The organism is Phycisphaerae bacterium, assembly GCA_012729815.1.
Taxonomy (GTDB): Bacteria; Planctomycetota; Phycisphaerae; order JAAYCJ01; family JAAYCJ01; genus JAAYCJ01.
Genome location: JAAYCJ010000018.1, coordinates 1 through 22,346, shown reverse-complemented (window position 1 = coordinate 22,346; position 22,346 = coordinate 1). Strand labels below are relative to the sequence as shown.

The 22,346-nt window shown below is 65.0% G+C and carries 18 protein-coding genes and 1 tRNA gene; 18 read left to right on the top strand and 1 reads right to left on the bottom strand.

From position 1 onward, the window contains the following. The 17 genes from GXY33_01470 to GXY33_01390 all read left to right on the top strand — a co-directional run. Positions 1–1,010 (top strand): glutamine--scyllo-inositol aminotransferase (locus GXY33_01470; GenBank protein NLX03791.1); only part of this gene is annotated, 1,010 nt, incomplete at its 5' end. 174 nt (positions 1,011–1,184) lie between these two features. Then, positions 1,185–1,973, top strand: a complete 789-nt coding sequence (locus GXY33_01465) for a TIM barrel protein (GenBank protein NLX03790.1) — start codon at positions 1,185–1,187, stop codon at positions 1,971–1,973. A gap of 84 nt (positions 1,974–2,057) precedes the next feature. Further along, positions 2,058–3,479 carry a hypothetical protein gene (locus tag GXY33_01460; protein NLX03789.1) on the top strand — a complete coding sequence of 474 codons (1,422 nt, stop codon included), beginning with the start codon at positions 2,058–2,060 and terminating at the stop codon, positions 3,477–3,479. A gap of 12 nt (positions 3,480–3,491) precedes the next feature. Further along, positions 3,492–4,628: a hypothetical protein gene (locus GXY33_01455; protein NLX03788.1), complete on the top strand. Its 1,137-nt coding sequence runs from the start codon at positions 3,492–3,494 to the stop codon at positions 4,626–4,628. 86 nt (positions 4,629–4,714) lie between these two features. Beyond that, positions 4,715–5,746: a TIM barrel protein gene (locus tag GXY33_01450; GenBank protein NLX03787.1), complete on the top strand. Its 1,032-nt coding sequence runs from the start codon at positions 4,715–4,717 to the stop codon at positions 5,744–5,746. A 3-nt stretch (positions 5,747–5,749) separates the two neighbouring features. Beyond that, positions 5,750–7,801, top strand: coding sequence for a hypothetical protein (locus GXY33_01445; protein NLX03786.1), 2,052 nt, complete (start codon positions 5,750–5,752; stop codon positions 7,799–7,801). Beyond that, complete coding sequence (locus GXY33_01440; protein NLX03785.1) at positions 7,798–8,706, top strand: DUF5107 domain-containing protein; 909 nt, start codon at positions 7,798–7,800, stop codon at positions 8,704–8,706. Before GXY33_01445 ends, GXY33_01440 begins: the two co-directional genes overlap by 4 nt. 345 nt (positions 8,707–9,051) lie before the next feature. Continuing rightward, positions 9,052–9,501 carry a response regulator gene (locus GXY33_01435; protein ID NLX03784.1) on the top strand — a complete coding sequence of 150 codons (450 nt, stop codon included), beginning with the start codon at positions 9,052–9,054 and terminating at the stop codon, positions 9,499–9,501. After that, positions 9,501–10,928, top strand: coding sequence for a PAS domain-containing protein (locus GXY33_01430; protein ID NLX03783.1), 1,428 nt, complete (start codon positions 9,501–9,503; stop codon positions 10,926–10,928). Before GXY33_01435 ends, GXY33_01430 begins: the two co-directional genes overlap by 1 nt. Positions 10,929–10,944: 16 nt before the next feature. Next, positions 10,945–12,819 carry a response regulator gene (locus GXY33_01425; GenBank protein ID NLX03782.1) on the top strand — a complete coding sequence of 625 codons (1,875 nt, stop codon included), beginning with the start codon at positions 10,945–10,947 and terminating at the stop codon, positions 12,817–12,819. A gap of 58 nt (positions 12,820–12,877) precedes the next feature. After that, entirely contained in the window at positions 12,878–13,780 is a 903-nt protein-coding gene (locus GXY33_01420) for a response regulator (GenBank protein ID NLX03781.1), read from the top strand. 115 nt (positions 13,781–13,895) lie between these two features. After that, positions 13,896–15,848, top strand: a complete 1,953-nt coding sequence (locus GXY33_01415) for a PAS domain S-box protein (GenBank protein ID NLX03780.1) — start codon at positions 13,896–13,898, stop codon at positions 15,846–15,848. A gap of 42 nt (positions 15,849–15,890) precedes the next feature. Continuing rightward, positions 15,891–16,355 (top strand): tryptophan-rich sensory protein, encoded by a 465-nt coding sequence (locus tag GXY33_01410; GenBank protein ID NLX03779.1) that lies wholly within the window; start codon positions 15,891–15,893, stop codon positions 16,353–16,355. Between the two features lie 36 nt (positions 16,356–16,391). Continuing rightward, positions 16,392–17,306 (top strand): TIGR01777 family protein, encoded by a 915-nt coding sequence (locus tag GXY33_01405; protein ID NLX03778.1) that lies wholly within the window; start codon positions 16,392–16,394, stop codon positions 17,304–17,306. A 114-nt stretch (positions 17,307–17,420) separates the two neighbouring features. Further along, positions 17,421–18,488, top strand: a complete 1,068-nt coding sequence (locus GXY33_01400) for a Gfo/Idh/MocA family oxidoreductase (protein NLX03777.1) — start codon at positions 17,421–17,423, stop codon at positions 18,486–18,488. A 30-nt stretch (positions 18,489–18,518) separates the two neighbouring features. Continuing rightward, a complete protein-coding gene (locus GXY33_01395) occupies positions 18,519–19,385 on the top strand; it encodes a sugar phosphate isomerase/epimerase (protein ID NLX03776.1) in 867 nt (288 codons plus the stop codon). A 393-nt stretch (positions 19,386–19,778) separates the two neighbouring features. Beyond that, positions 19,779–20,354 carry an HNH endonuclease gene (locus GXY33_01390; GenBank protein NLX03775.1) on the top strand — a complete coding sequence of 192 codons (576 nt, stop codon included), beginning with the start codon at positions 19,779–19,781 and terminating at the stop codon, positions 20,352–20,354. Between the two features lie 117 nt (positions 20,355–20,471). Here GXY33_01390 and GXY33_01385 read toward each other — a convergent pair whose 3' ends face one another. Further along, positions 20,472–22,124 (bottom strand): HAMP domain-containing protein, encoded by a 1,653-nt coding sequence (locus GXY33_01385; protein ID NLX03774.1) that lies wholly within the window; start codon positions 22,122–22,124, stop codon positions 20,472–20,474. 131 nt (positions 22,125–22,255) lie between these two features. On the opposite strand from GXY33_01385, the gene GXY33_01380 reads away from it, so the two are divergent. Then, positions 22,256–22,337 (top strand) — tRNA-Leu (locus tag GXY33_01380). Positions 22,338–22,346: the final 9 nt, after the last annotated feature.

Genomic DNA, 22,346 nt, shown 5'->3' with positions numbered 1-22,346 from the left:
TGGGCATCGGGGCGGGTGACGAGGTCATCGTGCCCGCCTACACGTTCTTCGCCACCTCGGCGACCGTCGCCTCGTCGAACGCCATCCCGGTGATCGTCGACGTGGACGAGACCCTCTGCCTCGACCCGGCCAAGATCGAAGCCGCCGTCACCAAGCGGACCAAGGCCATCGTGCCGGTCCACATGCGGGGCGCTCCGGCCCAGATGGACGCCATCATGGACGTCGCCAAGCGCAAGGGCATCGCGGTGATCGAGGACGTCGCCCAGGCCGGCGGCGGCAGTTTCAAGGGCAAACGGCTCGGTAGTATCGGTACTATGGGCTGCTTCAGCTTCGACTACTACAAGGTGATCGTCAGCGGCGAGGGCGGCTTTGTGACCACCGACGACCAGTGGCTCTACACCCGCGCCCAGAGTTGGCACGACTGCGCCGCCTGCTGGCGGCCGGATCGTTTCGCCCAGGAGCGCAAGGAAGGCGAGCTGTTCTGCGGCGAGAACTACCGCATGAGCGAGCTGGAAGGGGCGGTCGCCATCGCCCAGATCCGCAAAGCCGAGCAGATGCTGGCTGGGTATCGCAAGGCCAAGCGCCGGATCAAGGACGCGATCGACAAGCTTCCGGGCCTGAGCTTCCGCCGCATCACCGACGAGGCGGGCGACACCGCGATCTGCCTGACCATGTTCCTGCCCGACGCCGAGACGACCAGGAAGGCGCTGTCGGCCATGCAGGCCGAGGGCGTGCCGGCGGGCGGCGTTTACGACTCGAAGGTCCGCGACTGGCACATCTACAGCTACTGGGAGCACATCCTGGACAGGAAATCGGTGGCCGGCGACGGGCTGCCCTGGTCGGCGGTGCCCGCCGATGAGCTGCCCAAGTACTCGCGAGACATGTGCCCCAAAACGCTGGACCTGCTCGCCCGGTCGATCATGCTCGGCATCGAGTGGGGCTACAGCGAACAGGACTGCGACGCGATCGCCGAAGGCGTCAACAAGGTCCTGCACGCGGTGCTCAAATAGGAGCGTCCGCGGTGGCGGCCTGAGCATCGGAATCGGCGGTGGCCCGGATCGAATCCCGGGCCACTGACCGTTCAGCTTGAGGTGGACCGGCTGCGGGTCGGTTGCTTCGAGCCGGACGCGCAGCGATCGAAACGAATGGAACGGCAATTCGACCACGTGTGAAGGGAGTTGACTATGGAACTGGGACTGTGCATTGAAATGGCCCTGACCAAGCTGCCGTTCGAGCAGCGGCTGACCAAGGCGGCGGAACTGGGCTTCAAGAACGTGGAAATGTGGTTCGTCGACGGCAGCTTCCAGGGCGCGCCGGAAGACCTGGCGAAGCTGGCGGCCGACGCGAAGGTGCGCATCACCAACACCGTGATCGGCGCGCCGGACGGTTCGCTGGGCGGCGGGCTGACCAACCCGGCCAACCGCGATCAGTGGCTCGAACGGGCACGCTTCACCCTCGGCTTCAACAAGCGGGCCGGCATCGGCGCCACCATCGTCTGCACGGGCAACGAGGTCGAAGGGCTGAGCGACCAGCAGATGCTCGACTCGGTGATCGAAGGCCTCAAGCCGACCGTCGAAATGGCGGAGAACGCCCAGATCACGCTGCTGCTGGAGCCGCTGAACACCACCTACGACCACGCCGGTTACTTCGTCCGCTCCAGCGACCTCGGCGCCGAGATCTGCCGCAAGCTCAACTCGCCGCGGATGAAGATGCTCTTTGACTGCTATCACATGCAGATCATGGACGGCGATCTGGTCAAGCACATCGAGCGCAACATCGACGTGATCGGCCACTTCCACTCCGCCGGCGTGCCCGGCCGCAACGAAGTCTTCAAGGGCGAGATCAACTACCCGTTCGTCCTCGATCGGATCGAACAGCTCGGCTACCAGGGCGTCTTCGCCCTCGAATTCGCCCCCTCGATGGACGACGTCGAATCGCTCAAGAAGACCCGGCAGTATCTGGGACGAAGCTGACGCTTCCGGAAAACGCCGCGACCGTGAGGGAGCGGGGCGTTCGGCCGCTGACAACATGGGAGTTTCTATCGAGGCGACTTAGTCATGAAACTATCGACGCTCAGAGTTCTATCCGACTCGGAGGTCCGCCAAATCCACGAGGCGACGATCGACGTCCTCGCCCACTGCGGCGTGAAGATCGACAGCCGTGAGATGCTCGACTTTCTCGCCGGCAAAGGCGTGACGGTCGATCGCCAAGCCGGCATCGCCCGGTTCTCGCAAAGCTGCGTCGAGGACGCGCTGGCCGCCATTCCTTCGCAATTCGAGGTCTTCGACCGCGAAGGACGGCCCGCGTTCGTTCTCGGCGACGGCGTGCCCAAGATCGCCGCCGGCCATAACGCCGTCTTCTGGGTCGACTCGAAGACCGGCCGGACGCGCCCATCGACAGTGGCCGACGTCGAAACCTTCGCCCGCATCTGCGACCGCCTCGAGACCATCGACATGATCGGCATTCCCGTCATGCCGCAGGACGTGCCCGACCCGGAGGCCAGCCTCCTCTACGGCGTCCGCGCGGTGATCGAGAACAGCCGCAAGCCGGTCTACTTCTCCACCGACAACCGCAAGGTCAACCGGGCGATCATCGAACTGGCCCGCGCCGCGTTCGCGGGCGACTTCGAGAACCAGGTCTACGCGATCAGCCAGCTCTCGCCGACCAGCCCGCTGTACTGGGAAGGCGGCGTGATCGAGGCGATCCGCGACACGCTGACCACCAACGTGCCGCTGGCCATCCTGCCCGAGCCGAACGCCGGCGTCTCCGCCCCGTACACGCTGGCCGGTCTGCTGACCGTCAACAACATCGAGTGCGTCTCGGGTCTCGTGATGATCCAGATGCTCCGGCCCGGGGCCAAGGTGATGTACGCCAACTCGTGGACCACCACCGACATGCGGACCGGGGCGGCCCTGGTCGGCTCGACCGAGACCACCATCTGCCGAATCGCCGGCGCTCAGCTCGGGCGGTTCTACAAGACGCCGACCCACACCACCGCGCCGAACTCCGACAACCACGCCCATGACGAGCAGAACGCCTGGGAAAAGACCTTCTCCACCTTCTGCTCGGTGGCCGCGGGCAACGACCTGATCGTCAACTGCGGCATGTTCGCCACCGGCATGACGTGCAGCCACGAGCAGCTCGTCATGGATGAGGAAATCTCCGCCATGTCCAGGCGCATCGCCGACGGCGTGAGCGTGACCGACCAGACGGTCGCCCGCGACGTGATCAAACAGATCGGCCCACGCGGCGACTACCTGACGGCGGAGCACACGCTCGAATGGCTCCGCTCCAACGAGTACCTGCCCCCGCGCGTTTCGATTCGCGGTCCGCTGGCCGCCTGGCAGGCCCAGGGCGGTAAGGACACCTACGCGCTGGCCGGGGAACTGGCGGCCAGGCTGGGCGGGACGGCTGAGAACCCGCTCGATAAGACTCGCTCGGCGAAGCTGGTCGAGATCATCAAGGGCTTTGGCTCGTAGCGGACGGCGCGCATGACTCGGATCGCACACATCGGCCTTGACCGGAATGAAATCGAACGGCGCAAGCAGCTCGTCCGCGACCTGTGGGCGGGCCGGCCCGTCGATCATCTGCCCGTGCTCGTCAACGTCGTGGATTCCTCACCCGGTCCGTCGATCCGCGAGCAGTTCCTCGACGGCGACAAGCAGCTCGCTGCAGCCCTTCGCACCGTCGAGTTGACCTGGAAGGCCATTCCAAACGGCGACGTGATTCCCGCCATCCGGCCCGACGTCGGCTGCTCGTGCCTGGCCACCGCCTTCGGCGCCGATCTCTACTGGGGTGACGATCCGAATCAGACCTGCGGCATCAAGGTTCCGCCCATCACGGACCTCGACGCGATCGCCGATCTGCCCGCACCGCCGCCGGACGCCGGCCAACTCGCCGGGGGCATCGACCGCGTCCGCCGCTTCGCCGAGGCCGGCGAGGGCCTGATCGCCGTTTCGCTGCTCGATATGGCCGGCGGCCTCAACGTCGCCAACGACCTGCTCGGAGCCGAGATGCTGTACCTGGCCCTGATCGACGAGCCGCGGGCCCTCGAATGCCTGCTCGGCAAGATCCAGGAGTTGTTCATCGCCACCATCGACCGGCAGATCCAAGCCGCGGGTGGCGAGGACCGCATCACCACCACCGACTTTCCCGACTACTGGTTTCCCGAGGGCCGCAAGGGCCACGTCTCCGACGACATCAGCGCCAACATCTCGCCCGCCGCCTACCGGCAATTCTCCATCCCGTATCACAACATGGTCTTCGCACAATACGGTGGCGGCGGGCTGCACAACTGCGGACCCAACCCGTGCCTGGCCCCGTACCTCGAACATACGCCGCCGATCCGCGCGATCGACCTGAGCTACACCTACAGCCGCAGCGATCTGCCAAAGATCAAGGACGTCTGCCGCAAACGGGCGATGGTCTACCTCGGCGAGTTTCCATCGCAGCCGGACCTCGCCGTCGAGGAATACCGCCGCGTCATGGAGCTGATGGCGCCGGACGTGATCGTGATTCCCGCCCTGTGCGTGACGTCCGACGCCGACGCCGCCGGGCTCTACCGCCGGATGCGGTCGATCGCCGAGGAATATGCGAAACGAATGGACTGGGGGTGGCGAAGCGCGTAAACTGATCGCGGCTTTAGCCGGCGATTACGCCCAGTTGTTTTGGGGATTGTGTCCGCAATCGTGTCACTGCAAACTGGAGGATAGTCATGGCAGGAAAATTCCGTTTCTCATTCGGCCCCTGGAACATCCACGAAGGCGCCGACCCGTTCGGTCCGACCGTCCGCAAGAGCATCCCGTTCAACAAGAAGCTCTCGATGTACCGCGAGTTGGGCTTCGAGGGCGTCCAGTTCCACGACGACGACGCGGTTCCGGACCTTAACGACCTGACGGCCGACCAGATCGTCAAGCAGGCCAAGGGCGTCAAACGCCGGCTCGACCAGCACGGCCTGAAGGCTGAGTTCGTCGCCCCGCGGCTGTGGGAAGACCCGCGCACCATCGACGGCGGCTATACCGCCAACAGCGCCAAGAACCGTCAGTACGCCCGCGAGCGGAGCCTGATCGCCGTCGATATCGCCAACGCCCTGGAGACCAAGTTGATCGTCCTGTGGCTGGCCCGCGAAGGAACCTACATCCGCGAATCGAAAGACAGCCGCGCCGCCGTCGGCCACCTCGTCCAGGCCATCAACGAGATGCTCGAATACGACAAGGGCATCCGCATCGCCATCGAGCCCAAGCCCAACGAGCCGATGGACCAGGCCTACATCCCGACCACCGGCCACGCCCTGGCCCTGGCCCAACTGACCGTCGATCCGGCGCGGGTCGGCATCAACATCGAAAGCGCCCACGCCATCCTCGCCGGGCTCGATCCGTCCGACGAGATGGGCTTCGCCCTCGCCTTCGACAAGCTCTGGACCGTGCACCTGAACGACCAGAACGGCTTGAAGTTCGACCAGGACAAGACCTTCGGCTCGGTCGATCTGCGACGGGCGTTCAACCAGGTCCGCATGCTCGACAGGTACGACTACGGCCGCAACGGTGAGTTCGTCGGCCTCGACATCAAGGCCATGCGAACCCAGAAGTCGCCCGCGACCAAGCACCTGCGCAACAGTCGCGAGATATTCATGAAGCTTCTGAAGATCAGCCGCGGCCTGGACGACAAGAAGATGGCCAAGATGATCGGCGACCGCGACTACGAAGAACTCGACCTGTACATCCTCAATCGCCTGATTGGAGGCTAGTCCGTGAACGAGCATCGGTTTGGTTCGGGCGACCGCGGCCTCGTCTTCGGCGAGGCCGACGGACGCGTGTACCTCAAGGACGTCTACGGCTTGACCGCCGGTTATTGCAGCCGCGATGAAGGGCCATCAGCGGCCCGAGGGCTGCTCTCCGTGCGGACGGATGAAGGCGTCTTTCAAGGCGGCGATCTGACGCCGGTCGAGCACCGATTTGACGAGGCACAGGCCCGGCTGGTCTGGACGGCTGGGCCTTCGCTTCGCATCGAGAGCCTCTGGGCGTTCGACGCCGAAACGGGCGTCTGCCATCGGCAAGATACGGTGGTCAACGTCGGCCAAAAACCCGTGACCATCCAGCGCTGCCTGGCCCGGTTTCCCTTCACGCCCGGCCGCTATGAGGTCTACGGCCAGGACAGCCGGTGGTGCAATGAGAACCAGGGGCACTGGCGCGAGTTGAACCACGGCTCGGTGCGGTTCTGGTGCGAACAGGGCCGGACCACGCAGGGCAGCAGCCCGTTTGCCGTGCTTCGCCGGATCGGCGACCGCGCGGTCGGTTTCCACGTCCTGCCGATCGGCAACTGGACCATTGAGGTTGCCGCCCGCACTCACTGGAATGATTCGATTCCCTTTGCGGTGGTCGAATTGGGCCTCTCGGATCAGAACCTGGCTTTGGAACTGGCGGCCGGCGAGCGGATCGAGCTTCCGGAGATCATCCTTCAGCCGATCGGCGCCGGTCCGGTCCACCAGGCCGCTCCGGACCTCCATCGGTATCTGTTGGGCCGGTGTTGCCCCGGCGCCAAGCCCGAAGCCCCTGTCGTCTACAACACATGGTTCTATCAGTTCGACAACCTCAACGTCGAGGATCTGCGCGGGCAGCTTGCCGCCGCCGCGGAAATCGGCTGTGAGGTCTTCACGATTGACGCCGGATGGTACGGAGCGGAGGACACGTCGTGGCATAGCCAGACCGGCGACTGGCGGGAGAACCGGGCCAAGGCCTTCCGCGGCCGGATGAAGGAGTTTGCCGACGAGGTCCGCCGCGCGGGTCTGGGCTTTGGCATCTGGATGGAGCCCGAACGTTTCTGTCCGTCGGTGCCGGTGCGCACCGAACATCCCGAGTGGTTTCTGCCCGGCGAAGGCGACCACTATCGGCTGGACTTAAGAAAGCCCGAAGCCCGCCAGTACATTCGCTCCGAAATCGTCCGCCTCGTCAAGACCTATCAACTGGCGTGGATGAAGGTGGATTTCAATTTCCACATGGGGCGCGACCGCACCGGGGCCGAGTTCTGGACCTACTACCGACACTGGTACGGCGTTCTCGATCAAGTCCGGGCCGAATGCCCCGAGACCTTCTTCGAGAACTGCGCCAGCGGGGCCATGCGACTGGACATCGAGACCCTCCGCCACTTCGACAGCCATTTCCTCTCCGATACCGTCAACCCGGTCGACGTGTTGCGGATCAACGAGGGTGCCTTGCTGCGCCTGCCTCCGGGCCGGCTGGGCAAATGGGCGGCCCTGCGGTCCATCGGCAAGTCCGTGCCCACCTACGGCGTGCCGCCTGAACAGGATGTGGACAAGGTGGTGGTTCCCAGCGGCGCCACTTGGGACCGCTCCGAGACCGCCGACCTCGACTTCGTCGCGCGGGTCTGCCTGTCCGGCATGGTGGGCTTTACCGGCGATCTGGCCGGCTTGACCGAAACCCACCGCAAGCGCCTGGCCCATCACGTGGCGATCTTCAAACGCTGGCGGCGATTCATCGCCGGTTCGGTCGCACATCTGCTGACCCCGCCCGAGCTTAAAGAGAATCGCAGCGGCTGGTCGGCCTTGCGCCTGGCCCATCCGGACAATCCGGCGAGTCTGCTGTTTGTCTACCGCCTCCACGACCTCTCCGAGAGTCGGACATTCCGCCTCGAAGGTCTGGACGAAAGCATCAATTATAGAGTAGTCGATGACGAGGGCGCCCTGGTCGCCCAGCGAACCGGCGGCCAACTGGCCCGCGAGGGTCTGGAGGTGACCTTGCCTCGGACCTACACCGCGGGCTTCTTCGCGATCGAACCGGAATGACCGCCCGGCAGGAACATGCGGCGGGCGATGTGCCGCTGGTGCGGCTCGAAAGCGACCATCTGGCCGTGGACGTGGCCCCGTCGATCGGGGGGCGGATCGTCAACCTGACCCACAAACCCTCCGCGCATCAATTCCTCTGGCACAATCCTCGGCTGCGGCTCGCCCGCGCAGAGCCCGGTAATACGTATGATCCCAACTTTTACGGCGGGATCGACGAGATCATCCCCGTAGATATTCCGGAGACGGTGGATGGAATTGGGTATCCCGATCATGGGGAGTTGTGGCCGACGCCGCTGGGACACCGGTTCGACGGGCAAACCCTTGTGCTGGAAGGGCTTCTGCCGCTTTCGGGGTTGCGCTACCGGCGTGAGATGCGCCTGGATCGCGACGGGCCGGCGGTGCATCTAAACTATGCTATCACCAATACTTCCGGCGCATCGCGGGCATTTTTGTGGAAGCTGCACGCGGCCCTGGCGATCGAACCCGGCGACCGGATCGATTGCCCAGCCGGCAGGGCGGTGGCGGCGGACGTGGCGTGGGCACGCGGCAAAACCGCTGAACCTTTTGACTGGCCTGAGGTTAACGGCCAACGAGCCGACATGATTCCCCAGCCGGACGGGACGACCGACTTTCTGTTTCTCTACGAGTTGCGGGAAGGGCGGGTCGGCTGGCGCAGCGGCGATGGGCGTCGGCGGGTGGAGATCCGGTTCGATCCGCGAGTTTTTCCATATGTCTGCTATTTCGCCTCTTACGGCGGGCTGGATGGGCATGTCGTGGCCGTGCTGGAGCCGTGCACAGCCATGCCGCTTTTGGTTATGGAGGCCCAGCGGCTTGGGCAGTGCTCGGTGCTGGCTTCGGGTCAGGTTCTTTCCACAGATATGACCATCACGGCTGACGCGGTTTAGGGCGGCTGCGCTTGACGGTCTGGTGGGGCAGACAGAGTTTTTGTTGAGAGGCCGATCGACTTGCTATAAAGTAGTGAATCAGGGGGCATATGGCCCAACGGCTGGACGTGCCGTTAGGGACTTGGCTGGACAGGGCGTATGGGCAACGCTAGAATTTGAAGTTAGATTGAGCCGATTGACGGGGGAAGAGTTCCGGCCCTACGGACCTCCGATTGTGCCGGAATGTGGAGTGTTTGTGTCAAAACAGGGTGGGATCAGCCAACAAAGGGACCGCCATCGCTGTAGGCGGACGAGGCGTAGGCTGATGTTGTGGAATGTCGGTGGAAATCACATCAGAGGGTGGACATGGACACGAAGAGCATTCTGCTGGTGGAAGACAATCCCGACGATGAGGCGTTGACGCTCCGAGCTTTGGACAAGAGCGGGGTCAATGGGAACGTGGTGGTGGTTCGGGACGGGGCGGAGGCGCTGGACTACCTGTTCTGCCGCGGGCCGTACGCCGGTCGCGACGTGTCGCAGACGCCGGTCATGGTGCTGCTGGACCTGAAACTGCCGAAGCTGGGCGGCATCGAGGTGCTCAAGGAGATGCGCCGGGACGATCGGATGCGCTGCATTCCGGTGGTGGTGCTGACCTCGTCGCGGGAACAGCAGGACATTCAGAACAGCTACTCTTCCGGGGCCAACAGCTATGTGCGCAAGCCGGTGGACTTTGTGGAGTTCACCGAGGCGGTCAAGCAATTGGGAACCTACTGGCTGCGGATCAGCGAGCCGCCGCCGAGAGTCAGGAGCGCGTGATGGCCGAGCCGCTGCGGGCATTGATCGTTGAGGACTCGGAAGACGACGCGACGCTGGTGGGTTATCAGCTCACGGCGGCCGGGTACGAGTTGATCACGACGCGGGTCGAGACGGCGGAGGCCATGCACCGCGCCCTGGACGAGCGGGAGTGGGACGCGGTGATCGCCGATTACTCCCTGCCGCGGTTCAGTGCGCCGAAGGCCCTGGCGTTGATGAGGGAGCGCGGGCTGGACCTGCCGTTCATCATTGTTTCCGGGGCGATCGGCGAAGAGACGGCGGTGGAGGCGATGCGGGCCGGCGCTCACGACTACATCATGAAGCACAACCTGACCCGGTTGGCTCCCGCCGTCGAGCGCGAGCTGCGCGAGGCGCGAGTGCGTCGCGAACGCCGCGAGGCGGAGGAGGCCCTGCGGGAGAGCGAGCGGACGCTTTCGACCCTGATGAGCAACCTGCCCGGCATGGCGTACCGCTGCCTCAACGATCCGCGATGGGCGATGCTGTTTGTCAGCGAGGGGTGTTACGATCTGACCGGATACCACTCGTCGGTGCTTTCCGGCGCCAACCGGACGGTTTCCTACGGCGACCTGGTTCACGACGACGACCGCGAGATGGTCTGGACGTCGGTGCAGGAGGCGCTGGCTGAGCGGCGGGCGTTCCAGCTCGTCTACCGCATCCACACCGCTTCCGGGCGGGAGCGGTGGGTGTGGGAGAAGGGGCGGGGAGTCTTCGCGGCCGACGGCGGCCTTTCAGCCATCGAAGGCTTCATCTCCGACGTGACCGAGGCCAAGCGGGCGGAGGAGCAGATCAAGGCGTCGCTCCAGGAAAAGGAGGTGCTGCTCCGCGAGATTCACCACCGGGTCAAGAACAACCTGCAGATCATCTCGAGCCTGCTGAACCTCCAGTCGCGGTACATCCAGGACGAGCGGGCCCTGGACGTTTTCCGCGAGAGTCAGAATCGCATCCGCTCGATGGTGCTGATCCACGAGAAGCTCTACCGCTCGAAGGATCTGGCCCGGGTGGATTTTGCCGAGTACGTTCAGAGTCTGGCCAGCCACCTGGTGCGGTCGTACGGGACGCGGCGGGCGGGCGTCGATCTGCGGGTCCACGTCGAGGGCGTCGCGCTGCCGATCGACACCGCCATTCCGTGCGGCATCATCATCAACGAGCTGGTGACCAACGCGTTGAAGCACGCGTTTCCGGACGGGCGGCGGGGGGAGATTCGGATCGACCTGCATCCAGCCGAGCGGGAGTACCGGCTCGTCGTGAGCGACAACGGGACGGGCATACCCGCCGATCTCGATTTCCGCAAGACGGAGTCGCTGGGCCTCCAGCTGGTCACCACGCTGACCGACCAGTTGGACGGGACGGTGGAACTGGAACGGGACGGGGGGACGCGGTTCACGATCGTGTTCCCGAAGGGAGAATAGAAAAGGAGTTTGGATCATGTCTCACGCACAGATACTCGTCGTCGAGGACGAAAGCATCGTGGCCCGCGACATCGAGGACCGGCTCAAGACGATGGGCTACACGGTTCCGGCGGTGGTGGCCAGCGGCGAGGAGGCGGTCGACAAGGCCGAGCAGACCCGCTCGGACCTGGTGTTGATGGACATCATGCTCCAGGGTCCGATCGACGGCGTGACCGCGGCCGAGCGGATCCGGGACAAGCTGCGCATCCCGGTGATCTACCTGACGGCCTACGCGGACGACGAGACGCTTCGCCGGGCCAAGGTCACCGAGCCGTTCGGCTACATCCTCAAGCCGTTCGAGGAGCGGGAGCTGCGCACGACCATCGAGATCGCCCTGTACAAGCACAAGATGGAGAACAAGCTGCGGGAGAGCGAGGAGTGGCTTTCGACGACGTTGCGGAGCATCGGCGACGGCGTGATCGCCACCGACACGCGGGGCCTGGTCAGCTTCATGAATCCGGTGGCAGAAGCCCTGACCGGATGGGCGGCCCGCGACGCTCTGGGTCAGAGCCTGATGGACGTCCTCGACATGGTGGACGAGGAGACGCGGACGCACCTGCCGAATCCGGTGAGCAAGGTGCTCGAGGAGTCGGACCGCATCAGCGTCGAGACTGACCACACGGTGCTGATTTCGAAGGACGGGGCGGAGACGCCGATCGACCACTCCGCGGCTCCGATCAAGGACGACCGCGGCGAGGTGATCGGGATCGTCCTGGTGCTTCGCGACATCACGGAGCGCCGCCTGGCCGAGCACGTTCTTCGGCAGCACGCCGAGTACCTTCGCAAGCGGATCAAGGAGCTCAACTGCTTCTACACGATCTTCCGGATCATCAAGCGGCCCGACACGCCGCTGGATGAGATGCTGCGTCGGATCGTGGACACCATGTCGTTCGCCTGGCAGTATCCGACCATCACCTGCGCGAGGGTGGTGCTGGACGGCCGGAGCTACGAGACGGAGAACTTCCGCCAGACCCGCTGGCGTCAGGAGGCGGAGATCCGCGTCCATCAGGAGCGGGTCGGGACGCTGGAGGTCTGCTACCTGGAGGAGCGGCCGGAGAGCTACGAAGGGCCCTTCCTCAAGGAGGAGCGCAGCCTGATCAACGCGGTGTCGGTGCTGCTGGGCAACGTGATCGAGCACGAGTGGGTCAAGGAGCGTCTGCTCAAGGCCGAGCGTGAGCTGGGCCAGTCGGGCGAGGAACTCGACCGCGTCACGCAACTGGCGGCGGGCGAACTGGACCGGCTGCTGGAGTCCGTCGAGGATCGGCTGGAGGCCACGATCTCGCAGGAGGCGGTCAGCCCGGACATTCGCGGGGCGCTGGCGTCGGCCGTCGCCGACACCGAGTACACCGAGCGGCTGCTGCACGACCTGTTTGTCTACCTGCGGGTCGGCGTCAGCCGCCGCAGCTTCGGGCCGACCGACACCGGGTCCGTTCTGGCCGAGGCTCAGTCGCGGCTGGGCGAGACGATCCGCCGGCGCGGGACGCCGATGGTCGCGGAGGAACTGCCGACCGTCATGGCCGACCGCGAACTGATGGTCAAGCTGTTCGAAAATCTTCTCGACGCGGGCATCCGCCTGGGCGGCGAGAGGCCCGGAGAGGTTCGCGTCGGGGCCGAACGGCGGGAAGGCAAGTGGCAGTTCGCCGTCCGGTGTTCGAGTGCCACGCTGGACCCGCAGACGGCTGAAGGTCTGTTTACCATCTTTCCCGGCGCCAAGCGGCGTCCGGAACATCCGGAGTTGGGCATCGGTCTGGCCGTTGGCAGGAAGATCGCGATGCACCACGGAGGCGACCTGTGGATCGAGTCCGAGGCTGGACAAGGCGCGACGTTCTACTTTACAATTCCAGCCAAGTGACCGGGTTCGAGGCGGCGGCGAGGCCGGCCGCCGGCGAAGCGGCGAGGAGCGATGGTGCATGGTGGAAACGCGAATTCTGGTTGTTGAGGACGAACTGATCGTGGCCAAGGACATCCAGAGGGGGCTGGAGGACTGCGGCTTTTGCGTGCCGGCCGTCGCGGCCAGCGGCGAGGACGCGGTGCGCCTGGCCGGCGAGCACCGTCCGAATCTGGTTCTGATGGACATCGTGCTGGACGGCGAGATGGACGGCATCGAGGCGGCGGAGCGGATCCATCGAAGCCTCGACATTCCGGTGGTGTATCTGACCGCGCACGGGGACGAAGCGACCGCGGATCGCGCCCACGCGAGCAAACCGTACGGTTACGTGCTCAAGCCTTACGACGAGCAGTGCCTTTGCCGCACGATCCGCACCGCCCTCGACCGCCACGGCCGGGACCGCCGCGAGTTCTCGGTTCGGGAGCGGATGATTCGCGACATGCGGGCCTATCTGTACGCCGGATCGAAGCGTCTGGACCTGCGTCCGGTGGACTGCAACGTCGTTTTTGCGGAGGCGTTGGGCGGTTTGGCCGCGGCAATCGAGGCGGCCGGCGCGAAGGTGGCCCGCAGCGTGCTGCCGACGGTGGTGGCCGATCCGGCGCACATGGTGCTGGTGTTCCGGCATCTGATTGATAACGCGATCAAGTTCCGGTCGCAGGAGGTCCCGGCGGTCCGCGTGGACGCCCGGCGCCAGGAGGACTACTGGTTGTTCCGGGTTCAGGACAACGGGATCGGGATCGACCCGTCGCAGGCCGATCGCGTCTTCGACGTGCTGGGCCGGGCGCGGGCCCAGGACGCTCAACAGGGAACGGGCGTGGGCCTGGCGATCTGCAAGAAGATCATCGAGCGTCACGGCGGGAGCATGTGGGTCCGGTCGGCGCCGGGGAAGGGCGCCGCGTTCTGTTTCACGATTCCGGCCGACTGAGAGCCGAACGGGTCGGCCCGCCGATGGAAGGGCGGGTGCGGCCCTCGGCATGGATGCGGATGATGGCGATCAGCCGGGACCGGGGCCGTGAGCGGCCGTCGTCAAGGGGGTGTTTATGACGGATGCACGGATACTGGTGGTCGAGGACGAGAAGATCGTCGCCAAGGACCTCAAGCAACGCCTGGAGCGGCTGGGGTATGCCGTTCCGGCGGTGGCGGCCACCGGACGCGACGCGGTCGAGAAGGCCCTGGACGGGAACGTCGACCTGGTGCTGATGGACATCATGCTCAAGGGGGACATGGACGGGATTCAGGCGGCCGAGCAAATCCGCCGCCGGGCCGGCCTGCCGGTGGTCTACCTGACGGCCTATTCGGATCGCGAGACCCTCAGCCGGGCCAAGGTGACGGAGGCCTTCGGCTACATCCTCAAGCCGTTTGAAGAGCGCGAGCTGGAGACCAACATCGAGGTCGCCCTCTACAAGCACGCGATGGAGCGGCGGATTCGGGAGCGCGAGCAGTGGCTTTCGACCACGCTGCGGAGCATCGGCGACGCTGTCATCTCGACGGATTCGCGCGGTCGCGTGGCGTTCATGAATCCGGTGGCTGAGGAGCTGACCGGACGGACCCAGCAGGAGGCGGAGGGCCAGGCGCTCAACCAGGTGTTCCGCCTGGTCGACGAGCGGACGCTCGAACCGGTCGACGGCTACGCGGCGCAGATTCTTGAGCATGGCGGGGTCCGCCAGCTTCGGGCGGGCGATGTGCTTCTGGTCGCCAAGGACGGCCACCGCCTGCCCATCGACGACAGCGCGGCGCCCATTGCGGACGAGGAGGGCGGCGTGCAGGGGGTTGTGGTCGTGTTCCGCGACGTGACCGAGCGCCGGACGGCTGAGGTCCGCCTGCGGGAAAGCGAGCAGCGCTACCGCGTGCTGTTCAACAGCATCGACGACGCGGCGTACCTGCACGGGGTCAAGAAGGACGGCATGCCGGGCAAGTTCATCGAGGTCAACGACGTCGCGTGCCGGCGTCTGGGCTATTCGCGGGACGAGTTGGCGAAGCTGACCCCGGCCAACATCAACGATCCGGAGAGCCTGGCCGCTTTGCCGGAGGTGATGGCCGAACTGCACGAAACGCGGCACGTGCTGTTCGAGACGGTGCACGTGGGCAGGGACGGGCGGCGCATTCCCGTCGAGATCAACGCCCACCTCTTCGAGCTGCACGATGAGCCGGTGGTGCTTTCGATCGCCCGCGATATCTCCGAGCGCAAGAAGGCGGAGGCGGCGATGCGGATCAAGGACAGCGCGATCGCCTCGTCGATCAGCGGGATCGCGATCGTCGGCCTCGACGGTCGGCTCACCTACGCCAACGCCGCGTTCCTGAAGATGTTGGGATATCGGCTTGAAGAGGAGGTGCTCAGCCGCTCGGTCTCGCAGTTCTGGGAGACCCAGCCGAAGGCGATCGAGGCGGTCCGGGCGGTCCAGAAGGGCCGCGACTGGTTCGGCGAACTGGTCGCGATCCGCCAGGACGGGTCGCGTTTCGACGTGCAGCTTGCGGCCAGCGCGGTCGTCGACGAGCGCGAGAAGGCGGTTTGCATGATGGTCTCCTGCGTCGACGTCAGCGAGCGAAAGCGGGTGGAGAAGTCGCTGCGGGAACTGGTGCGCGAGCTCAACTGCCTCTACGCCGTTTTCAACGTGGTGGAAAAGCCCGGCCTGTCGCTGGCCGAGGTGCTCCAGAAGACGGTGGACCTGATCCCGTCGGCGTGGCGGTATCCGGACGCCGCCTGCGCCCGGATCGTGGCGGACGGCCGCGAGTACCGGACGGTCAACTTCGCCGAGACGCCCTGGACGCTCAGCGCGCCCATCGGATCGGACCAGCGGGTCATCGGGCGGCTTGAGGTCGGGTATGTCCGCGAGCAACCCGAAGCCGACCAGGGACCGTTCCTCAAGGAGGAGCAGAGTCTGGCCACGGCCATCGCCGACCAGCTTGGCTACGTTATCGAGCGCAAACGGACGGAGGAGGAACTCAAGGCCGCGGTCGTGCAGCTTCAGGACGTTCTGTCGCGACTGGCGTAACATCGCCGATGGCTGCGCCGCGGTGAAAGAGGGGGGTGAATCGTGAAGCTCAACTACATCGTCATTCCGCTGATCACGATCATCGTCGCGTCGATGGGCTCTGAGTTCACCGAGGCCGGGATGGAGTGGTACCGCACGCTGCGGCTGCCGGCCTCTACGCCTTCGGGAGCGGTGATCGGCTTGGTCTGGGGCGTGATCTACATTCTGACCACCGCATCGGCTTTGATCGTCTGGAACGGCACGCCGCACGATTCGCGATTTCGGGCGATCGTCGCGATTTTTCTGGTCAACGCGTTTCTCAACGCCTTCTGGAGCTACCTGTTCTTCGTTCAGCACTGGCTCGCCGGCTCGGTGGTGGAAATTATTCTGCTGTTGGCGACGGTTGCGGCTTTGGTTATCCTGATCTGGCCCCGGTCGGTCATCGCCGCCGTGCTGCTGCTGCCGTATGCCGGGTGGGTGGCCTTCGCGAGTTGGCTGAACATCGCGATTTGGAGACTCAATACGTGATGGAGGATACCCGGATCACTTTCGGGGGGGCGGGTCATGAAGATCGTTTTGGCCGGTGGAACGGGTTTTATCGGCAGCGCGGTCAAGCTGCGGCTGCTGCGTGACGGGCATCACGTCGTGCTGTTGACGCGCCGTCCGGAACGGGTCAGGCCGCCGGCGGGCGAATCGATCGAGGTCGAAGGCTGGGACGGCCGCAGCGGCGGCCCGTGGCAGCGTTGCGTGAGCGGGGCGGACGCGGTCATCAACTACACCGGCGAGTCGGTCATCGCTGGTCGATGGTCGCCGCGGCGCAAGGCTGAGTTGCTCAACAGCCGCCTTCAGCCCACCCGCGCCCTGGTCGAGGCGATCGCCCAGGCCGACCGCAAGCCCGCCCTGATGATCAGCGCCTCCGCCACCGGCTACTACGGTGATGTTCGGGGCGGGCGGGTCACCGAGTCGCACCCGTCGGGCGGCGGGTTTCTGGCCTACGTCTGCCGGGGCTGGGAGGACGAGGCCCGTCGCGTCGAGGCGTATGGGGTGCGGCTGATGATTTCCCGCACCGGACCGGTCATCGGCCGCGACGACGAGTTCCTCAGCCGCATGCTGCCGGTTTTTCGAGCCTTTTTGGGCGGGGTTGTCGGTTCGGGAGATCAGTGGATTCCGTGGATCCATCGCGAGGACGTGGCCGGCATCGTCGCCTTCGCACTCGACCATGCGGACATCTCCGGACCGGTCAACGTGACCGCTCCCGAGCCGGTCACCATGCGCCGCTTCGCCCACACGCTCGGCGAGGTGCTCGATCGCCCGGTCTGGATGAGAGTCCCTTCGCCGGCGGTGCGGGTGGCCATGGGCGAGATGGCCGAGGCCGTGCTGGCCGGCCAGGCCGCTGTGCCCGAGAAGCTCGCCGCCGCCGGCTATCAGTTTCGCTATCCCACCCTTCGCGAGGCCCTTGCCGCTGTTCTCAAGGCATGAGGCTCCGCCAAGACGATCCGCCCGTCAAAATGACTTGTCTTGCCGCGGCCGAGGCATTATAAAACGCTCCTTCGTACTGGCGCATTATTGTGAAGTGCAAATAAGGAAACGGCCATGGCAGGCAAGCTGAAGCTCGGCGTTATCGGGATTGGCACGATCGGCAATGTTCACCTGAACGCCTACCAGGCGGGCGCGGCCGACCGGGCCGAGGTGACCGCCCTGTGCGACATCGTTCCGGAGCGGATGGATTCCGTCGGCGACCGGCTCGGCGTCAAGGATCGCTTCACCGACTATCGCGACCTGCTGAAGGCCGACGTTGATGCCGTGCTGGTCTGCACGTGGAACAACCTGCATCGCGAGATGGCGACCGGCGCCCTGAAGGCGGGCAAGCACGTGTTCCTGGAAAAGCCGATGGCCCTGAACGCCAGGGAGGCCCAGCAGATCGTGGACGCCGCCGACAAAAGCGGCAAGGTGCTCCAGATCGGCATGGTCTACCGCCAGGCGGCTGAGGCCCAGCTCGTCCGGCAGTACGTCCGGGACGGCGTGCTCGGACAGGTCTATCACATGCGGGTCACGCTTCTTCGCCGCCGCGGGATCCCGGGCATGGGCGGCTGGTTCACCACCAAGAGCCGTTCCGGCGGCGGGCCGCTGATCGACATCGGCGTCCACTACTTCGATATCTCGATGTTCATGAGCGAGCTGTGGAAGCCCACGAGCGTCTCCGCCATGACGTACGCCAAGTTCGGCTGCGACATGAAGAACTACAACTACGTGGGCATGTGGGCCGGTCCGCCGGACTACAAGGGCACCTTCGACGTCGAGGACTTCGCCACCGGTTTCGTCCGCTATGGCGACCAAGCGAGCATGGAGTTCAACATTTCCTGGGCGGCCAACACCGATGAGGGCAATTCCATCGAGATCCTCGGCGACAAGGGCGGCGCTCGCCTGTTTGACGGCAAGCCGCTGAGGCTCTACACCGAGTTCAACCGGAACATCGCCGACATCGCCCCGCAGACCAAGGACGACGACCGCTTCCAGCTTCAGGCCCGCTCGTTCGTGGCCGCCTGCCGCGGCGAGACACCGCCCGCCGCCACCGGCCGCGAGGGCCTGACCGTGATGAAGCTGATCGACGCGGTCTACGCCTCGGGCCAGAAGGGCAAGGAAGTCGCGATCTCCATCTGATCCATCCGCACTCCATTGAAAGGCTGTGCCATGAAAATCGGCGTCAGTTCCTACAGCTATCATCGCTATCTGAGCGAGAAACGGCTCGACTACTTCGGCGTCATCGACAAGACGGCCGAGCTGGGCTTTGACGGGATCGAGTTTTCCGGATTGGGATTGCCCGCCGACTCGCCCGAGATCCTTGGCTTTGCCAAGAAGGTCCGCGAGGCCTGCGCCCGCCGCGGCCTGCCGATCTACAGCTACACCATCGGAGCGGACTTCCTCCATGCCTCGTCGTGGCAGGCTGAGGCCGAGCGCCTCAAGGGCGAGGTCAAGGTGGCCGCCGCGCTCGGCGTGCCGACGATGCGCCACGACGCGACCCGCGGTTTTCCCGAAGGCCACAAGGGGTCCACGGATTTTGCCGCTGCGCTGCCTATCCTGGCTGAGGGCTGCCGAGCGGTCGCCGCGTTCGCAGCCGACCTGGGCGTCAAGACCACCGTCGAAAACCACGGCTTCTTCGCCCAAGACAGCGACCGCTGCGAACGACTGGTCAAAGCGGTCGATCACCCCAACTTCGGTTCGCTGGTCGATATCGGCAACTTCGCCTGCGCCGACGAGGACAGCCTCTCAGCCGTGACCCGCATGGCCCCTTACGCCTTCCACGTCCACGCCAAAGACTTCCACATGAAACTCGCCTCCCAGTGGCCCGATCCGGGGGCTGGGTGGTTTAAGTCCCGTGGAGGCAACTACTTGCGCGGGTCGATCATCGGCCACGGCGATATCGACGTCGTCGGGTGCATCCGGGTGCTCAAGGCCGCCGGCTACGCCGGGCCGCTCTCGATCGAATTCGAGGGCATGGAGGACAACCTCGAGGCCCTGCGCATCGGCCTGGAGAACCTCCGCCGGTACACAGCCTAAGACCGGCACCCGCCCCACAGCCGACCGTCGCTAACCTATCTTCCTTTGCCGAAGAGACTTACCGCTACGTCCCGATCGGTTCCCGCCGCCGGACGCTGGTGAAAACCGCGCTCAAGCAGGAAAAACCGCATCCGGTGGAGTACAATAACCGTTAGGAACACCAACAGAAGTCTTATATTCCATTAGTGTTAATGGCTATCCTGGCGGTGTGAGCGTCTCGCGACGCGGGTCGGCGGCAAGTTTTGCGCGACCTCCGTTGACAATTGGATGGCCGCCAAGTAAGAAATAGGTAACGACTGGGCGTTTTGTCGATTGACCGTCCAGGAGGTAACGAACGTGGTTGCTTCGGCCGGCGTTTTAAACAGCAACGTTCTGGTGCTCAACAAGCACTACATGGCCCTGCGGGTGATCACCGTCCGCCGGGCGTTCTGTCTCCTCTTCCGCAACCTCGCCCAGGTCATCAGCGTCGAGGACGGCCAGTATCAGACCTACGACTTCGAATCGTGGGCCGAGTTGAGCCAGCTCAAGCTCCAGTTCGAGCCCAGCGCCCACGAGTGGCTTCGCACCGTTCACCTCGACATCGCGGTTCCGCGGATCATCCGGCTGCTGTTCTACGACAAGCTTCCCCGCCAGGAGGTCAAGTTCAACCGCCGCAATATCTTTGCCCGCGACCGCAATCGCTGCCAGTATTGCGGCAAGCGATTCCCCATGGCCGAGCTGAGCCTCGACCACGTCGTGCCGCGATCGCAGGGGGGCAAGAGCACCTGGGACAACGTGGTCTGCTCGTGCCTCCGCTGCAACGTCCGCAAGGGCGGCAGGACACCCGAACAGGCCCACATGACCCTGACCAGCAAGCCCATCCGGCCGAAGCGGTCGCCCGCCATCAGCCTCAAACTCACCAGCGAGCGCTACGCCTCCTGGAAAGAGTTCCTCGACCAGGCCTATTGGTCGGTCGAACTGAAAGAGTAGGGTGGGCACTGCCCGCCGCCTTTGCCTCTCCGGCGGAACCGATTTCGCGCAACCTTGAACGAAGATGGTGGGCGGTGCCCACCCTACAGGTCCGAACACCGGCGGGCGATGTTCGGATCAGAGACGCACCAGCGGGACCTGGACTTCGCGCGAGGGGACTTCGATCGGCAGCGTCACGGAGAACGTCGCTCCCTGTCCCGGTTTGGAGGCGACGGTGATCGTTCCGCCGAGCATCACCGTCAGTTCCTTGGCGATGGCCAGGCCCAGTCCCGCCCCGCCGTGCTCACGCGACGCCGAGCCGTCGATCTGGCGGAACTTCTCGAAAATGGCCTCCTGCTGATCTTCCGCAATACCCGGGCCGGTGTCGGTGACGCTGACCCGCACGTGGGCCGGCGGCACCGTCTGAGCGGTCAGGGTGATCGTCCCGCCTTCCGGCGTGAACTTGATCGCGTTCGAGAGCAGGTTGTAGAGGATCTGCTGGAGTTTGCCCGCGTCGGTCTCCATGACCGGCAGGTCCTCCTCCAGCGAGAGTTTGACCTCCAGGTGCTTCTGGTCGGCCAGCGGCTTGGTCAGGTTGTAGAGCGTCTCGCACACGTCGTCCAGGACCAGCTTGGCCAACCGCAGTTCCATCTTGCCCGCCTCGATCTTGGCCAGATCGAGCAACTCATTGATGATGGTCAGCAGCGACCGGGCCGAGCCAAGGATGTTCTTGAGGTACCGCTGAAGCTTCTGATCGTCCTTGATCTGCGAGTTGCCCTGGACCAGCTCGGCGAAGCCGATGATCGAGTTGAGCGGCGTCCGCAACTCGTGGCTGACGTTGGCCAGAAACTCGCTCTTGATCCGGTTGGCCTCGTGCAGCGCCACGTTCGCCTCGGCCAGCTCGCCCAGCTTGGCGTCCAGCGACTTGTTGATCGTTTTGAGCTTCTGCTGCGACTCCTCGATGTGGTCGAGCATCTGGTTGAATGCCCGGGCCAGATCCTCGAACTCGTCGCCCTTCTGAATGTTCACGCGGGCGTTGACCCGGCCGGAGGCGACCAGCTCAGCCGCCTGGCGCAGGCTGTCGATCGGAGCCAGGATCAGCCAGTGCGTGATCAGGTAGAACACCGCGATCGCGCACAGCGTGGCCAAAGCCACCGCCGCCACGATCGCCGCCCGGTTCAGCAGCAACTGCTGGTCCGTCGGATCGGCCGGCAGCGACAGCTTCACCACGCCCACCAGTTGCCCCTGGCGGTACTTCTCCGTCTCAAGCCCCTGCCCGTGGCACTCGAGACACGACGCTTCGGCCCGGATCGCCTGGAGGTACTGGTACGACCGCCGTCCGTCGGCGTCGCGGACGATCTGAAAGATCTGGCTGCGGCCGCGGTCGTTGCGGAATTCCTCGATCCCTTCGTCGGTGAATTCGTCCTGAGGCAGGCCCTGGTCGGACGTCTTGCCCGCCAGTTTGATCAGCGTCGGCTGAGGGTACGACCGCCGCTCCTCGGTGCTGAAGAAGTACCGCAGCATCTCCGGCGAGAAGCCCGCATAGTTCTGGTGGACCTGGAACTTCAGGTAGGCCTCGGCGATGGCCTGGGCCTCCTTGCCGTTCTGCTGTTCCACCAGCCGCTCCATGCGGTACCACGGCACCGAGAGGGCCACCGCGATGATCAGCAGCACGGCCAAACCGAACAGCAGGCGGCACTTGGCCGCCAGCGACAGGTTGAAGAAACTCCACCCTGCGATCGCGCTGCTGAGGGCCTGCCGCCGTTGTGTCCGGGAATCCGTCTCCGCCATACCCACTATTAAATCCGCCTCGGGCCCAAAAGGCAACGGCCCGCCCAGCCGTCCGGCGGCGCCGCCGCCAGGCCCGACTCCACCCCCGATTGACTTTCCCCGCCCCGGCCGCTACCTTTATAGCGGGTTTCGCGATGGTGGCGGAACTGGCAGACGCGCAGGATTTAGGTTCCTGTCCCGAAAGGGGTGAGGGTTCGAGTCCCTCCCATCGCAGTGTTTTTC

Excerpts from the sequence above, each read along its gene's own strand:
- GXY33_01465 (NLX03790.1), top strand. The coding sequence starts at position 1,185 with ATGGAACTGGGACTGTGCATTGAAATGGCCCTGACCAAGCTGCCGTTC.
- GXY33_01460 (NLX03789.1), top strand. The coding sequence starts at position 2,058 with ATGAAACTATCGACGCTCAGAGTTCTATCCGACTCGGAGGTCCGCCAA.
- GXY33_01455 (NLX03788.1), top strand. The coding sequence starts at position 3,492 with ATGACTCGGATCGCACACATCGGCCTTGACCGGAATGAAATCGAACGG.
- GXY33_01450 (NLX03787.1), top strand. The coding sequence starts at position 4,715 with ATGGCAGGAAAATTCCGTTTCTCATTCGGCCCCTGGAACATCCACGAA.
- GXY33_01440 (NLX03785.1), top strand. The coding sequence starts at position 7,798 with ATGACCGCCCGGCAGGAACATGCGGCGGGCGATGTGCCGCTGGTGCGG.
- GXY33_01435 (NLX03784.1), top strand. The coding sequence starts at position 9,052 with ATGGACACGAAGAGCATTCTGCTGGTGGAAGACAATCCCGACGATGAG.
- GXY33_01430 (NLX03783.1), top strand. The coding sequence starts at position 9,501 with ATGGCCGAGCCGCTGCGGGCATTGATCGTTGAGGACTCGGAAGACGAC.
- GXY33_01425 (NLX03782.1), top strand. The coding sequence starts at position 10,945 with ATGTCTCACGCACAGATACTCGTCGTCGAGGACGAAAGCATCGTGGCC.
- GXY33_01420 (NLX03781.1), top strand. The coding sequence starts at position 12,878 with ATGGTGGAAACGCGAATTCTGGTTGTTGAGGACGAACTGATCGTGGCC.
- GXY33_01415 (NLX03780.1), top strand. The coding sequence starts at position 13,896 with ATGACGGATGCACGGATACTGGTGGTCGAGGACGAGAAGATCGTCGCC.
- GXY33_01405 (NLX03778.1), top strand. The coding sequence starts at position 16,392 with ATGAAGATCGTTTTGGCCGGTGGAACGGGTTTTATCGGCAGCGCGGTC.
- GXY33_01400 (NLX03777.1), top strand. The coding sequence starts at position 17,421 with ATGGCAGGCAAGCTGAAGCTCGGCGTTATCGGGATTGGCACGATCGGC.
- GXY33_01395 (NLX03776.1), top strand. The coding sequence starts at position 18,519 with ATGAAAATCGGCGTCAGTTCCTACAGCTATCATCGCTATCTGAGCGAG.
- GXY33_01390 (NLX03775.1), top strand. The coding sequence starts at position 19,779 with ATGGCCCTGCGGGTGATCACCGTCCGCCGGGCGTTCTGTCTCCTCTTC.
- GXY33_01385 (NLX03774.1), bottom strand. The coding sequence starts at position 22,124 with ATGGCGGAGACGGATTCCCGGACACAACGGCGGCAGGCCCTCAGCAGC.